The 14,385-nt window shown below is 66.2% G+C and carries 12 protein-coding genes; 10 read left to right on the top strand and 2 right to left on the bottom strand.

The genetic code is table 11. From position 1 onward, the window contains the following. The first annotated feature begins 50 nt into the window (after nucleotides 1–50). The 10 genes from YU9_RS0106350 to YU9_RS0106300 all read left to right on the top strand — a co-directional run bounded on the left by YU9_RS0106350 (nucleotide 51) and on the right by YU9_RS0106300 (nucleotide 13,378). Entirely contained in the window at nucleotides 51–1,451 is a 1,401-nt protein-coding gene (locus YU9_RS0106350; protein ID WP_027572034.1) for a hypothetical protein, read from the top strand. A gap of 100 nt (nucleotides 1,452–1,551) precedes the next feature. After that, on the top strand, nucleotides 1,552–1,821 hold the full coding sequence (locus tag YU9_RS0106345) for a hypothetical protein (RefSeq protein ID WP_027572033.1): 270 nt from the start codon (nucleotides 1,552–1,554) through the stop codon (nucleotides 1,819–1,821). Nucleotides 1,822–1,951: 130 nt separating this feature from the next. Further along, nucleotides 1,952–3,058, top strand: coding sequence for a c-type cytochrome biogenesis protein CcmI (ccmI, locus tag YU9_RS0106340; protein WP_027572032.1), 1,107 nt, complete (start codon nucleotides 1,952–1,954; stop codon nucleotides 3,056–3,058). A gap of 37 nt (nucleotides 3,059–3,095) precedes the next feature. Further along, nucleotides 3,096–3,605 carry a cytochrome c maturation protein CcmE gene (ccmE, locus tag YU9_RS0106335; protein WP_027572031.1) on the top strand — a complete coding sequence of 170 codons (510 nt, stop codon included), beginning with the start codon at nucleotides 3,096–3,098 and terminating at the stop codon, nucleotides 3,603–3,605. Next, nucleotides 3,602–5,584 (top strand): heme lyase CcmF/NrfE family subunit, encoded by a 1,983-nt coding sequence (locus YU9_RS0106330; protein WP_027572030.1) that lies wholly within the window; start codon nucleotides 3,602–3,604, stop codon nucleotides 5,582–5,584. Before ccmE ends, YU9_RS0106330 begins: the two co-directional genes overlap by 4 nt. 4 nt (nucleotides 5,585–5,588) lie before the next feature. Continuing rightward, nucleotides 5,589–6,071 carry a cytochrome c-type biogenesis protein gene (locus YU9_RS0106325; protein WP_027572029.1) on the top strand — a complete coding sequence of 161 codons (483 nt, stop codon included), beginning with the start codon at nucleotides 5,589–5,591 and terminating at the stop codon, nucleotides 6,069–6,071. 338 nt (nucleotides 6,072–6,409) lie between these two features. After that, nucleotides 6,410–7,996 (top strand): Do family serine endopeptidase, encoded by a 1,587-nt coding sequence (locus tag YU9_RS0106315; RefSeq protein WP_027572028.1) that lies wholly within the window; start codon nucleotides 6,410–6,412, stop codon nucleotides 7,994–7,996. 273 nt (nucleotides 7,997–8,269) lie between these two features. Next, a complete protein-coding gene (locus tag YU9_RS0106310) occupies nucleotides 8,270–8,950 on the top strand; it encodes a response regulator transcription factor (protein WP_035676010.1) in 681 nt (226 codons plus the stop codon). Next, nucleotides 8,934–10,394, top strand: coding sequence for a HAMP domain-containing sensor histidine kinase (locus YU9_RS0106305; RefSeq protein ID WP_027572026.1), 1,461 nt, complete (start codon nucleotides 8,934–8,936; stop codon nucleotides 10,392–10,394). The genes YU9_RS0106310 and YU9_RS0106305 overlap by 17 nt, the downstream gene beginning before the upstream one ends. Next, nucleotides 10,391–13,378 (top strand): bifunctional [glutamine synthetase] adenylyltransferase/[glutamine synthetase]-adenylyl-L-tyrosine phosphorylase, encoded by a 2,988-nt coding sequence (locus YU9_RS0106300; RefSeq protein ID WP_027572025.1) that lies wholly within the window; start codon nucleotides 10,391–10,393, stop codon nucleotides 13,376–13,378. Before YU9_RS0106305 ends, YU9_RS0106300 begins: the two co-directional genes overlap by 4 nt. Here the strand turns inward: YU9_RS0106300 and YU9_RS0106295 are convergent. After that, nucleotides 13,335–13,568 carry a formate dehydrogenase subunit delta gene (locus tag YU9_RS0106295; protein ID WP_027572024.1) on the bottom strand — a complete coding sequence of 78 codons (234 nt, stop codon included), beginning with the start codon at nucleotides 13,566–13,568 and terminating at the stop codon, nucleotides 13,335–13,337. The two genes, YU9_RS0106300 and YU9_RS0106295, sit on opposite strands and share 44 nt — an antisense overlap. Beyond that, on the bottom strand, nucleotides 13,558–14,385 hold the full coding sequence (gene fdhD / locus YU9_RS0106290; protein WP_027572023.1) for a formate dehydrogenase accessory sulfurtransferase FdhD: 828 nt from the start codon (nucleotides 14,383–14,385) through the stop codon (nucleotides 13,558–13,560). Before fdhD ends, YU9_RS0106295 begins: the two co-directional genes overlap by 11 nt.

Genomic DNA, 14,385 nt, shown 5'->3' with positions numbered 1-14,385 from the left:
CGCCGGACCCATCCCATTGTCCGCCATTTTACCGTGCATTACCCGGGCGCATGAGCCAGACATCGATCGAGCGGCTGAGGGAATATCTCGCGCAGCTCCCGCCGCAGTCGCAGGCGCTGCTGATGCGGGAGTTCGAGCGCGCGCTCGAGCGCGGGCAGGACACCGCTGTGGCAACCCTCGTGCTCGAGCAGCTGCGCAAGATCGTTCGCAAGACCGAGGCCGACGAGGCTCCGCCGCCACGTACGGATGATCTGTCGCGGCTATTGTTCCAGGTATTGGAACCGTTCCTGGTCGAGGCGGGCACTCCGATCCGGGTCGGCCAGATTCGCCGCTCCTCGCTGCAGCCGATCTGGCAGTGGCTCGGCCGTGACGGCGCACCGGACAAGGTGAACGAATTCGAGGCGGCGCTGTCGCGCATGCCGGCGGACAGTGCAGGGCAGGTGGAAGCCCTGGCGCAGAAGCTCCAGACGGTGGCCGCGGAAGCCATCTTCGAGTTGACGGGGCCGGGCGGCGGCGACAAGTCGCGGGCGCTCGCCCGTGTCGGCCCGCCGAACGTGATCGAGGACCTCTATTCGATCGGTGCGGTGCTCCAGGTCCGGGACGCCGTCGCGACGCTGAACGAGAAGCTGCCGCGCACTTTGCGGGCCTTCGGGGATTCCCAGACCGCCTCGGTGACTTCGGCGCTCAATATTCCGGCGCTTCAGACGCCGCAGATGCTGCCTTTCGCCTTATCGGTCGTCGTGCAGCGGATGACCGCGCCGTGGCAGATCATCCGCCTCGCCATCAAGATTGCCGCCTCCGACGACGAGATCCGCGTCGCGGCGACGCCTTACGGCGTCGCCGTCACGATCGCCCTGCACGATCTGTCCTGCGTTGCCGCGATCCTTCGCATGGACATCAAGCGCGGCCATTTCGACAACGTCGCCGGCAATCTCAAGACGCTGCACGACGGCGTGCGCGGCCTGCGCACCGAGCTCGACCTGCGCAACGACTCCGCCTGGGGCAAGCAGTTGACCTCGATCCGGGCCGACATTTCCAATGCGCTGCAGTCCGAGATCGACAGCGTTCCCGGCCGCGTTCGCCGCATCCTGCGCCAGCGCCCCGAGAAAGACATTCCGCCGGGCGCGCGGATCGACAACACCGAGGTCGAGGAAACCGTGGCGCTGATCGATTTCGTCGCGACGTGCCGCAACTATGCGAGCGAGCTTGCGATCAACGAGGTGACGCTGCGCACCTATTCCGACCTCCAGCAATATGTGGAACGGTCGACCGAGCAGCTGGTGCAGTCGCTGCGCGCCGCCGATCACAAGGTCCGCGCCTACCGGCAGCAGCAGGTGCAGGCTGCGATCCGCTTCTGCCAGGTGCTGTTCGGCGACGATTACGCCTCGCTGATGAGTCGGGCCGCGGAAAACGCGCTCACAGGCGAGCGCAAATCGTCGCGCGCAGGCTGACCAAAGCGCATATTTTCGTGATCACAATTTATGGTTGACGCTGTCGGCTGCGCGCCGTACGGTCCCCGTGCAAGTCCGGGGAATTTCTATTTGTGGGCGCATGAAACCCGTTATCAGCTCCATCGAAATCGAGAACCGCGTTATCGTGGCCAAGTATCAAAGGCTGATGGTGGGGGCCAAGGTGGTGCTGGTCGAGAAGGCAAGCGATCGGCCGCTGCCTGAGACAATCACGAGGGTTGCATCTCGGGTTCCGGTCGGAGCGTTGCGCATCAGATTGCCGGATGCAATCAAGCCGGGAACATACTTCCTGAAGGCCTTCAACGGGCATGGCGAGGACGCCGCGCGGAGTGTCGACTTCGAGATACACTAAGCCGTTGGATTCCCTCGATTTCGGGACGGCGTCCGTCGCGCTGAATTGACAATTGTCAATTGCCGCATCGTCCGGCCGTGGTGTAAAGCCACCTGTGGGCGCGGGTGGCGCGCTGCCGGAAGCTTGCCAGATGACGTTATGGTTCGTGTTCGCGCTGATGACGGTCGCGGCGATTTTCGCCGTGCTCTGGCCGCTTGGCCGCACCAGCCGCGCGCAGGATCAGGGCAGCGAGGTTGCGGTCTACAAGGACCAATTGGCCGAGATCGAGCGTGATCTCAGCGCAGGGTTGATCTTGGCGCCGGAGGCCGAGGCCGCGCGCGTCGAGATCAGCCGCAGGCTGCTCGCGGCGGCGGGCAGCGAGCCTGCAATGGCGCCGACGTCGAGCCTCAAATGGCGCCGTGCGGCGGCCGTGCTGGCGCTCGCCGGCTTGCCGCTCGTTGCGGTCGGCGTCTACATGCCGCTCGGCTCACCCCGACTGCAGGACTTTCCTCTCGCGCAGCGGGAGCGCGGGGCCGGCATGGCGCAGTCGCTCGAGAACCTCGTCGTACAGGTCGAGCAGCATCTGGAAAAGAATCCGACCGACGGGCGCGGCTGGAACGTGCTCGCGCCGGTTCTGGAGCGGCTCGGCCGCTTCGACGACGCGGTGCGCGCCTATCGCAACTCGCTCACCTACAATGGCGAGAGCGCCGAGCGCCGGTCCGATCTCGGCGAGGCGATCTCGGCCGCCGCCGGCGGCGTGGTCACCGCCGAGGCCAAGGCCGAATTCGAGCGCGCACACGCCTTGAACGCCGACGATCCCAAGGCGAACTACTTCCTGGGCCTCGCCGCCGAGCAGGACGGCCGCAAGGACGATGCGGCCAATATCTGGCGCGTGCTGCTTGCGAAAGCGCCTGCGGATGCGCCGTGGCGTGCCCTGGTGCAGTCCTCGCTCGCGCGAGTCGGTGGCGGCGGCACGATGCCGGCGTTGTCCGATGAGACGATTGCTGCCTCCAAGGATATGGCCGAAGGCGATCGCAACGCGATGGTGCGCGGCATGGTCGATCGTCTGGCCACGCGGCTGAAGCAGAACGGCGACGATGTCGAGGGGTGGCTGCGCTTGGTGCGCGCCTATCTCGTGATGGGGGAGCGAGACAAGGCCATGGGAGCCTCGGCTGATGCGCGGCAGGCGGTTGCCAGCGACGCCGAACGGCTGCGCCAGCTCAACGAAGGCCTGAGGACTCTCGGGCTCGGCGGATGACGATGTCGGGACGAGAGATGCGGAGAACGGATACGCCATGACGCGCAAGCAGCGACGTATGACCATCATCGGCGGCTCGCTCGCCGTGCTCGCGCTCGCCGCCGCGCTGGTGCTCAACGCATTGCGCGACTCCATCGTGTTCTTCTCGACGCCGACCATGGTCGCCGAGAAGCATGTCGAGCCGGGCAAGCGGTTTCGCCTCGGCGGCTTGGTGCAGCCCGGCTCGCTCCAGCGCGGCGACAATCTCGCGGTGACGTTCGAAGTCGCCGACGGCAATGCCAAGCTCCCGGTCGCCTACAAAGGCATCCTGCCCGACCTGTTCCGCGAAGGGCAGGGCGTGGTCGCCGAAGGCGCGCTCGACGCCAATGGCGTGTTCAAGGCCGATACAGTCCTTGCCAAGCACGACGAGACCTACATGCCCAAGGACGTCGCCGATGCCCTGAAGAAGCAGGGGCACTGGAAGGACGATTACGGCACTCAAGCTTCTGGCGCCGCCAAACCCGCGGCGGCGACTGCGCAGGGCAATCCGCAGGGAGCTGTGCGGTGATCGCAGAATCCGGACATTACGCGCTGGTGCTGGCGCTGGGGCTCGCACTAATCCAGTCCATCGTGCCGCTGATAGGCGCGCGGCTGCGCGATGCCGCCTTGATGAATGTGGCGCGCTCGACCGCGTTGGCGCAGCTGCTGTTCGTCGGCGCCTCGTTTACGGCGCTGGTGATGCTGCACGTGAACTCGGATTTCTCCGTCGCCAACGTCTACGAGAATTCCCACTCGATGAAGCCGCTGCTCTACAAGATCACCGGCGTGTGGGGAAACCATGAAGGCTCGATGCTGCTGTGGGTGTCGATCCTTGCGCTGTTCGGCGGATTGGTCGCGAGCTTCGGCAACAATCTGCCGCTGTCGCTGCGCGCGCATGTGCTGGCCGTGCAGGCCTGGATCGCCAGCGCGTTCTATCTCTTCATCCTGGCAACCTCGAATCCGTTCCTGCGCATCGTCAATCCGCCGATCGAGGGACGCGATCTCAATCCCGTGCTCCAGGACATCGGTCTCGCCGTGCATCCGCCGATGCTCTATCTCGGCTATGTCGGCTTCTCGATCTCGTTCTCCTTTGCCATTGCGGCGTTGATGGAGGGCCGGATCGATGCGGCCTGGGCGCGCTGGGTCCGGCCATGGACGCTGGTCGCCTGGATCTTCCTGACGCTCGGCATCGCCATGGGCTCTTATTGGGCCTATTACGAGCTCGGCTGGGGCGGCTGGTGGTTCTGGGATCCAGTCGAGAACGCCTCGCTGATGCCGTGGCTCGGCGGCACGGCGCTATTGCATTCGGCCCTCGTGATGGAGAAGCGCAACGCGCTGAAGGTCTGGACCATCCTGCTCTCGATCCTGACCTTCTCACTGTCGCTGCTAGGCACCTTCCTGGTGCGCTCCGGCGTCATCACCTCGGTGCACGCCTTCGCCACCGATCCGACCCGCGGCGTGTTCATCCTGCTGATCCTGTGCCTGTTCATCGGCGGCAGCCTGTCGCTGTTCGCGGGCCGCGCCACCGCATTGAAGCAGGGCGGCCTGTTCGCGCCGATCTCGCGCGAGGGCGCGCTGGTGCTGAACAATTTGTTGCTCACCGTCGCCTGCGCGGTCGTGCTGTTCGGCACGCTCTATCCGCTGGCGATGGAGATGCTCGCCGATTTCAAGATGTCGGTCGGTGCGCCGTTCTACAATCTCACCTTCGCGCCGCTGTTTGCCCTGTTGCTGCTTGCGGTGCCGTTCGGGCCGATGCTGGCGTGGAAGCGCGGCGATCTGCTCGGCGTGACACAGCGTCTGCTCGCGGCCGGCGTTGCCGGGCTCGTCGTGGTTGCCATCACCTGGTCCTGGGTGCGGGGCGGCAGCGCGCTGGCGCCGCTCGCGATCGGGCTTGGCGTCTTCGTCATTGCCGGCGCCGTCACTGACCTGGTCGAACGGACGGGGCTGGTTCGTCTGCCGTTCGCAACGGTGCTGCACCGCTCGCGCGGCCTGCCACGATCAGCCTGGGGCACGGCGTTTGCGCATGCCGGCCTCGGCGTCGCGCTGATCGGCATCGTCTGCGAGACCACCTGGAACAGCGAATACATCGCGACGATGAAGCCGAACGACGTCGCCCACGTCGCCAGCTATGATGTGAAGCTCGACGGCCTGTTTCAGCGTCAGGGACCGAATTACCGCGAGATGATCGCCGAGTTCAACGTCAGCCGCGACGGCGAGGCCATCAGAGTCATGACGCCGTCCAAGCGCAGCTTCACCACCCGCGGCTCCTCGACGACCGAGGCCGCACTGCTGACGCGCGGCGCGAGCCAGCTCTACATTTCGCTCGGCGACGTCACCGCCGAAGGCGCCATCGCCGTGCGCATCTATCACAAGCCGCTGGTCCTCCTGATCTGGTGGGGGCCGGTGCTGATGGCGTTCGGCGGCGTGCTGTCGCTGTCCGACCGCCGCCTGCGGGTCGGCGCGCCGAAGCCGGCGCGGACCAAGCAGCGCCTCCAGCCCGCGGAATGATCCGATGCGCCGGATGATGACCGCGTTCATCGCGTTGATGCTGCTGGCTTTGCCGGCGGCCCACGCTGTCCAGCCCGACGAGATCATGTCGGACCCAGCCAAGGAATCGCGCGCGCGCGAATTGTCGCGCGAGCTTCGCTGCATGGTCTGCCAGAACCAGTCGATCGACGATTCCGATGCGCCGCTGGCACGCGATTTGCGGCTCCTGGTGCGCGAGCGCATCGCGGCCGGCGACAGCAATGCGCAGGTGCTCGACTTCCTGGTGGCGCGATACGGCGAGTTCGTGCTGCTGAAGCCGCGCTTCGAGCGACAGACCTTCCTGTTGTGGCTGCTCGCGCCACTTCTGTTGGTCGGCGGCGGCCTCGCGCTGTGGCTGCAAATCCGCCGCCGCTCGCGAAGGGGTGAAGATCTAGCGGCGCCGCCGCTCTCGCCGGACGAGAAGGCGCGGCTCGCCGCGTTGATGTCGGATGATGCCAAATCGTCCTAGGGTCCTGGTACGCAGCTCCCGGTCGCGGCCCGCGTGTTTCACGGCGAGGCGCGCAATTCCGCGGTGCGATCTGTCGTGGCGAACTGCGCGAGTTCACCGTCAGCGTCAGGGCAAGTTGGGCCCTCAAAGTACAGTTCCGCGATCATCCCGGGAACTCGATTAAGTTCCTGTAGGACCACAATTTTTGGCCTGTGCTAAACTGCCGCATCCGCCTCGTCCCTTCATTACAAAAGTTTAATCCCGCCGCCAGCGCGCGGTAAGGCGGGAGCCCCCATCTTCAGGTCCGCAAGGTGCTGGGATCCGGCACCAAAGGATTTCAAGGCTCTGGAGATTTCTGCATGAACGATCGTATCGACCTCTCGAACCTCCCGTCGTACCGGCAGCCGCGCCGGACGGTGTTTTCCGCGCGCAAGCTCGCGCTGATGGTCTCGGTCGTCGCCGGTCTCGGCGCGGCCGTCTATGGCTTCAGCCCGTCGACCTCGCCGGCCGACCTGTTCTCCAGCCCGGCGCATGCGCAGGTCAACAACGAGGTCCGCAAGGTCGAGCGTCCCATCGGTTTCGCCGACATCGTCGAGCGCGTGAAGCCGTCGGTGATCTCGGTGAAGGTCAACATGAAGGAGAAGACTGCGAGCAATGATGACGGCGACGATTCGTCCTCGCCGTTCCAGCCGGGTTCGCCGATGGAGCGCTTCTTCCGCCGCTTCGGCGGTCCGGATGGTTTTCCGGGCCCGGGCCTGAAGGGCGGCCGTGGCCGCGTCGTGCAGGGCCAGGGCTCCGGCTTCTTCATCTCGGCTGACGGCTATGCCGTGACCAACAATCACGTCGTCGACGGCGCCGACAAGGTCGAGGTCACCACTGATGACGGCAAGACCTACACCGCCAAGGTGATCGGCACCGACCAGCGCACCGACCTCGCGCTGATCAAGGTCGAAGGCAGCTCCAACTTCCCGTTCGCCAAGCTCGCCGACAGCAAGCCGCGGATCGGTGACTGGGTGCTCGCGGTCGGCAATCCCTTCGGCCTCGGCGGCACCGTGACCGCGGGCATTGTTTCGGCCAGCGGCCGCGACATCGGCAACGGTCCCTATGACGATTTCATCCAGATCGACGCGCCCGTGAACAAGGGCAATTCCGGCGGCCCGGCCTTCGACACCAACGGCGAGGTGATGGGCGTCAACACCGCGATCTACTCGCCCTCCGGCGGCAGCGTCGGCATCGCGTTCTCGATTCCGGCCAACACCGTCAAGAGCGTGGTCGCGCAGCTCAAGGACAAGGGCTCGGTCAGCCGCGGCTGGATCGGCGTGCAGATCCAGCCGGTGACCTCCGACATCGCCGATAGCCTCGGCATGAAGAAGGCCGAAGGCGCGCTGGTGGCGGAGCCGCAGGCCAACGGTCCGGCCGCGAAGGCTGGCATCGAGTCCGGCGACGTGATCACCGCGGTCAACGGCGAATCCGTCAAGGACGCCCGTGAGCTCGCCCGCACCATCGGCGGCATGGCGCCCGGCGCGTCCGTGAAGCTCAACGTGCTGCACAAGGGCCAGGACAAGGTCGTGAACCTCACCCTCGGCCAGCTGCCGAACACCACGGTCGAGGCCAAGGCCGACACGGATCAGGACAGCGGCAAGGGTGCCAGCAAGGGCACCGACGTGCCGAAGCTCGGCATGACCGTTGCGCCCGCAAATTCCGTGGCCGGCGCCGGCAAGGAAGGCGTCGTCGTCACCGAAGTCGATCCGAAGAGCGCCGCGGCCGAACGCGGCTTCAAGGAAGGCGACGTGATCCTCGAAGTCGGCGGCAAGAGCGTTGCCACCGCCGGCGAAGTCCGCGACGCCATCAACGCGGCGCGGACCGACAACAAGAACAGCGTCCTGATGCGCGTGAAGAGCGGCGGCCAGTCGCGCTTCGTCGCGATCCCCCTCGCCAAGGGGTAAGGCTCAGGAGGCCTACGAGATGAAGGGCATCGCCGGCATCAGTCGCCCCAGCCGCCGGTGCCCTTCTGGGAAGCAGCGCAACGTTTGCTTCCCTCATCTACCTTCCGGTGGAATTACGCCCCCCTCCGTCGGAAGGCCTAGGGCGGTGAGGTCCCCCCAGCTTCACCGCCCGCCTTTTTCCCGCGTCCAGACTCTCCCGCTCGGCTTGCATGCGATTGCCGCTCGCGCCATGTTTAGAGAAGGTTGACCTCCTTGACCGCCGCCGAACGCACGATGCGCCTCCTCATCATCGAAGACGACCGCGAATCCGCCGACTACCTGGCCAAGGCGTTTCGCGAAGTCGGGCACATTGCCGACCACGCCGCTGACGGCGAGGAAGGCCTCGCCATGGCCGAGAGCGGCGATTACGACGTGCTGGTGGTCGACCGCATGCTGCCCAAGCGCGACGGCCTGTCGCTGATCGGCGCACTGCGCGACAAGGGCAACACGACGCCGGTGCTGATTCTCTCCGCGCTCGGGCAGGTCGATGACCGCATCAAGGGCCTGCGTGCCGGCGGTGACGACTATCTGCCAAAGCCCTATTCCTTCGCCGAGCTCCTGGCCCGCGTCGAAGTGCTGTCGCGCCGTCGCGGCGGTCCCGCCGAGGACACGCTTTATCGTGTCGGTGATCTCGAGCTCGACCGGCTGTCGCATCGCGTCGCCCGCGGCAAGGACGAGCTGACCCTCCAGCCGCGCGAATTCCGCCTGCTCGAATACCTCATGAAGCACGCCGGGCAGGTGGTCACGCGCACCATGCTCTTGGAGAACGTCTGGGACTATCATTTCGATCCGCAGACCAACGTGATCGACGTGCACATTTCGCGGCTCCGCTCCAAGATCGACAAGGGTTTCGAGCGCCCGCTGCTGCATACGATCCGCGGCGCCGGATACATGATCCGTGACGGCATTCGGTAAACTCGTCCGCACCACGGCGTTCCGGCTGACGCTGGTCTATCTGCTGCTGTTCGCGATGTTCGCGGCCTCGCTGCTCGGCTATTTCGCCTGGAATACACGGCGGCTGATCACCGAGGAAATCACGCAGACGGTCAATTCCGAGACTTCGGAAATCAACGAGATCTACGATCGCCGCGGCATGTTCGGCCTCGTACGGACGATCGAATATCGGGCGCTCCGGCCGGGCGCCAACCTCTACCTCGTGACCACGCCGACCGGCCAGGCGGTCGCCGGCAATGTCGGCTCGCTGGCCCCCGGCGTGATGGCGACGCGCGGCTGGTCCGAGACCGCGTACCGGCGGATCGAGGACGCCGACGACCGCGATCATCGTGCACTGGTGCGCGTCACCGAATTGGAAAACGGCTTCCGCCTCCTGATCGGCCGTGACCTCGCCGAGCGGCGGCGCCTGTTCGGCATCGTTGCCAAGGCGGCGCAATGGTCGGTCCTGATCGTCGTCGTGCTTGGCCTCGGCGGCGGCATCTTCGTCGCGCGCAGGGTGCTGAGGCGCATCGACGCGATGACCGGCACGGCGCAGCGGATCATGACCGGCGATCTCAGCGAGCGCCTGCCCGTGGGGCGCAGCGGGGACGAGATCGATCGCCTCGCCGAGAACCTCAACGCCATGCTCGAGCGGATCGAGGCGCTGATGGCCGGCCTGAAGGAGGTTTCCGACAACATCGCCCACGACCTCAAGACGCCGTTGACGCGGCTGCGCAACCGCGCCGAGGAGGCGCTGGCGAGATCAGGCTGCGAGGCCGATTATCGCGCCGCGCTGGAGCGGACCATCGAGGAGTCCGACGGGCTGATCCGGACCTTCAACGCGCTTCTGATGATCGCGCGTGCAGAATCCGGACAGGCGCGCGGCAACATGGACGACTTCGATGCCGCAGAGGTCGCAGAAGGCATCCACGAGCTCTACGAGCCGGTCGCCGAGGACGACGGCATGACCTTGAAGGTCAAGTGCGAGCCGACGCCGGTTCATGCCAATCGCGAACTGATCAGCCAGGCGCTCGCCAATCTCGTCGAGAACGCGATCAAATACGGCAAGCCGGCGGCACAGGCGGCCGGAACCGTGGTCAGCATGGACGCCAGGCAAATCACGATCGAAGCGAGGCGCGACGGCGACCACGTGCTGCTCAGCGTCACCGATCGTGGTCCGGGAATCCCCGAGGCGGATCGCAAGCACGTCGTCGAGCGATTCGTGCGGCTGGAGGCCAGCCGCACGCTGCCGGGATCCGGCCTCGGCCTCAGCCTTGCCTCGGCGGTCGCGACGTTGCACGGCGGCGAATTGCGCTTGGGCGATGCCCATCCCGGCCTCGTCGCCATGCTCGTCCTCCCGGCGCGCGCGGGGGCCGGCGACAGGGTTGCTCCGCCAATGCAGGATGTGCCACAGAAGGTGGCATGAACCACTCCGCGCCGGGAAACGCGGACAAGCATGGTGAGAGTCTGGCCGCACGCTTCGCGGAGGCTCCCCATATTGCCGCTTCCACAACCGACCAACGACGTTTCGAAAGCTGGCTGGCCGAGCTCGAGCCGGCGCAATCGGCCCGTCTCGAATCCCTGCTGGCCAATTCCTTCGCCCGCAACATCCTGGCCGGCATCGCGGAATTCTCGCCCTATCTGTTCGATCTCGTGCGTGCCGATCCCGCGCGTCTGGTCAGGCTGCTCGAATGCGATCCCGATGTGCACCTGGCGGTGCTGATGGCGGAGGCGAAGGGCGCGGTGCTTGCGGCACCGGATGAAGCCGAGGTGATGCGCCTGCTTCGCCGCATGAAGGCGGAGGCAGCACTGCTGACCGCGCTTTGCGACATCGGCGGCGTCTGGCCGGTGATGCGGGTGACGGTGGCGCTGACCGATGTCGCGGTTTTCTCGGTCCAAGCGGCGCTTCAGTACCTGCTGCGGCAGGAAGCCGCACGCGGCAAGCTCTCGCCGCCCAATCCCGAGGCGCCCGAAGAGGGCTGCGGACTGATCGTGCTCGCGATGGGCAAGATGGGCGCGGGCGAGCTGAACTATTCCAGCGATATCGATCTCATCGTGTTCTTCGACCCCGATGCCACGACCCTCGCGCCCGATATCGAGCCGCAGCCGTTCTTCGTCCGCGTCACGCAGGGGATGGCGCGCATCCTGCAGCAGCGCACCTATGATGGTTACGTCTTCCGCGTCGATCTGCGCCTGCGCCCCGATCCGTCCTCGACGCAGGTGGCGATCTCGCGGGACGCCGCGCTGAATTACTACGAGCGGGAAGGGCGCACCTGGGAGCGCGCCGCGATGATCAAGGCACGGGCCTGCGCCGGCGATCCCAGGGCGGGCGAGGCGCTTCTGGCAGAGATCGCGCCCTTTGTCTGGCGCAAGCATCTCGACTTCGCCGCGCTTGCCGATGTGCACGACATGAAGCGCCAGATGCAGACCTATCGCGGCCAGAGCGAGATCGCGGTCGAGGGCCATAACGTCAAGGTCGGGCGCGGCGGCATCCGCGAGATCGAGTTTTTCGCGCAGACGCAGCAGCTGATTGCGGGCGGCCGCCATCCGGAATTGCGGGTGCGGCCGACGCTTAGGGCGCTCGACGTGCTCGCCTCCAGCAACTGGATCACCCTTGCTGCGCGCGACGAGCTGACCACGGCTTACGAATTCCTGCGCCGGCTCGAGCATCGCCTCCAGATGATCGCCGACGAGCAGACCCACACGCTGCCTGAGGACAAGCAAGCGGTCGAGCGCTTCGCGTGGTTCTTCGGCTATCCGGATCGCGAAGCCTTTGCGCGCGACCTGTTGCACCAGCTCCAGATCGTCCAGGGTCACTACGAAAAGCTGTTCGAGGGCGACGATCCGACCGGCACCGCAAAACTGCCGGCGCTCGACTACGGTGCGGGCCCCGAGGATCCGCGCCTGCTCCAGCACCTGGCGACGCTCGGTTTCAAGAAGCCCGCCGCCGTCGCGCAAACCGTGCGAGACTGGATCACCGGCGACTACCGCGTCTTCCGCAATGAGGCGACGCGAAGTGCCTTCGTCGAGTTCGTGCCGGCCCTGATCGACGGTCTTGCCCATGGCGAGGAGCCGGATCGCGCCGTCGTGGCGTTCGATCATTTCCTCGGGGCGCTCCAGCGCGGTGGCCGGCTGATCACGCTGCTCGGCCAGAACCGCGATCTCGTCGCGCTGGTGGCGCTGGTGCTGGGCGCGGCGCCGCGACTCGGCGAGATGCTGGCACGGCAACCGCAGCTCATGGACGGCCTGATCGATCCCCGCTTCTTCGGCGCCATGCCCGACAGGCAGGAATTGTCCGGGCGCCTCGCGACCACCGTGCGAGATGCGGACTCCTATGAAGAGTTCCTCGATCGCCTTCGCCTGTTCGGGCAGGAGAGCCTGTTCCTGATCGGCACGCGCATTCTCTCAGGCACCGTCTCGGCGCAGCAGGCGAGCACGGCCTTTGCAGACGTCGCCGAAGGCATCGTGCACACTGTGCACGGCCTCGTCGCCGACCGCTTTGCAACCCAGCACGGCCGCATCAAGGGGCAGGAGACCGCGATCATCGCGATGGGCCGGCTCGGCAGCCGCGAGATGACGGCATCGTCCGATCTCGACCTGATCCTACTCTACGATTTCGACAGCGAGAACCCGGACTCTGATGGGCCGAAATCGTTTCAGGGCGCGCACTACTTCGCTCGCTTCACACAGCGCCTGATCAGCGCCTTCACGACCCGCACCAATTACGGCGTGCTCTACGAGATCGACATGCGGCTGCGTCCCTCCGGGCGCGCCGGTCCCGTGGCCTCGAGTCTCGTTTCATTCGCGGACTACCAGGCCAATGAGGCCTGGACCTGGGAGCACATGGCGCTGACGCGCGCCCGCGTGGTGTCGGCCTCGCCCGAATTCCGGGGACGGATCGAGCGCGTCATCCGCGATGTCCTGACCCGTCGCCGCGATCCCGCCATCACCGCCAACGACGTCGCCGACATGCGGCGCGCGATCGCGCAGGAGAAGGGCGAGGCCGATTGCTGGGATCTCAAGCATGCCGCCGGCGGCATGGTCGACATCGACTTCATCGCGCAATATCTCCAGCTCGTGCATGCCCACGACAAGCCGGAGATTCTCGACGTCAGCACCGTGCAGGTGCTGGAAAATGCATGCAGGCTCGGCGTGCTCGCACAATCCGAGACCGAGATATTGCGTGCCGCGGCGCGGCTCTATCACGACCTGACGCAGATCCTGCGGCTCTGCGTCAGCGAGCGCTTCAAGCCGGAAACCGCCGGCACCGACCTCCTGCGCGTGATGGCGCGCGCCGGCGACGCGCCGGATTTCTCGTCGCTGGAGGCGCGGGTGAAGGAAACGCAGAGCGAGGTGCGGCGCGTGTTCAGGGCGTTGCTGGAAGGGACGTCGCCCGCTTCAGCGCGGTGATGGCTTCGCGGACGTCAGGCGCAAGGCCTGCACCGCCGGCATCGAGATGGGCGAAGATCGCGCGCTTCATGCGGGGATCCCAGAACTTCTTGATGTGCTCGGCGATCCCAGGCACGGCCTTGTCGTGGCCCTGGCTCTGGAAGAACTTGCCGATCTGGTTGGCCATGTAGATCAGGCGGTCAGGCGACATCGGCAACCTCCGTGGCATGGCGGGCGATAATCCGGCCACCATGCGAAAACACTTCGAACCCGTCCTGGCGGGCGATGGCGATCAGGGTGATGCCGGCGGCTTCCGCAGTGCGCACCGCGAGCGCGGTCGGCGCCGATACGGCGACCATCACGGGGGCGCCGATCGCGGCGGTCTTCTGCACCATCTCGACCGAGACGCGGCTCGTCAGCAGCACCATGCCGCCGCTGGCATCGGTGCGGCTGCGCGCCAGCGCTCCGGCGAGCTTGTCGAGCGCGTTGTGGCGGCCGACATCCTCGCGCAGCGCGAGGATGCCGCCGGTAGGGGACCAGAATGCGGCGGCGTGAACGGCGCGGGTCTGCAGATTGATCGATTGCAGCGGCGCGATGGCCTGCATCGCCGCCATGACCTGCTCGGGCGTGAAGGTCTGCCCGTCCGGAACAATCGCCGCAGGCCGCACGGCTTCGGCGATGGACTCGAGGCCGCAAATGCCGCAGCCGGTGGGACCTGCGATGTGGCGACGGCGCTCGCTGATGAGTGCCGCATCGTTCGGGGCAAGCCACATCCTGAGCTCGATGCCGTCGTCGAGGCGGACTACTTCGAGCGACTTGATGTCATCGACCGACTTGATGATGCCTTCGTCTAGGCTGAAGCCGATCGCAAAATCCTCCAGGTTCTGCGGCGTCCCCATCATGACGGCATAGGTGCCGCCATTATAGGTCAGCGCCAGCGGCGTCTCCTCGGGGATCAGCCGTGCTCCTTCGGACGCGACGCCGTCGCGCCAGATCTCGCGGTCGATCGCCTGGACGGGCACGTGCAT

This window comes from Bradyrhizobium sp. WSM1743 (assembly GCF_000473065.1).
Lineage (GTDB): Bacteria > Pseudomonadota > Alphaproteobacteria > Rhizobiales > Xanthobacteraceae > Bradyrhizobium.
The sequence above is the reverse complement of the archived record's forward strand: the minus strand, read 5'-3'. Positions and strand labels throughout refer to the sequence as shown.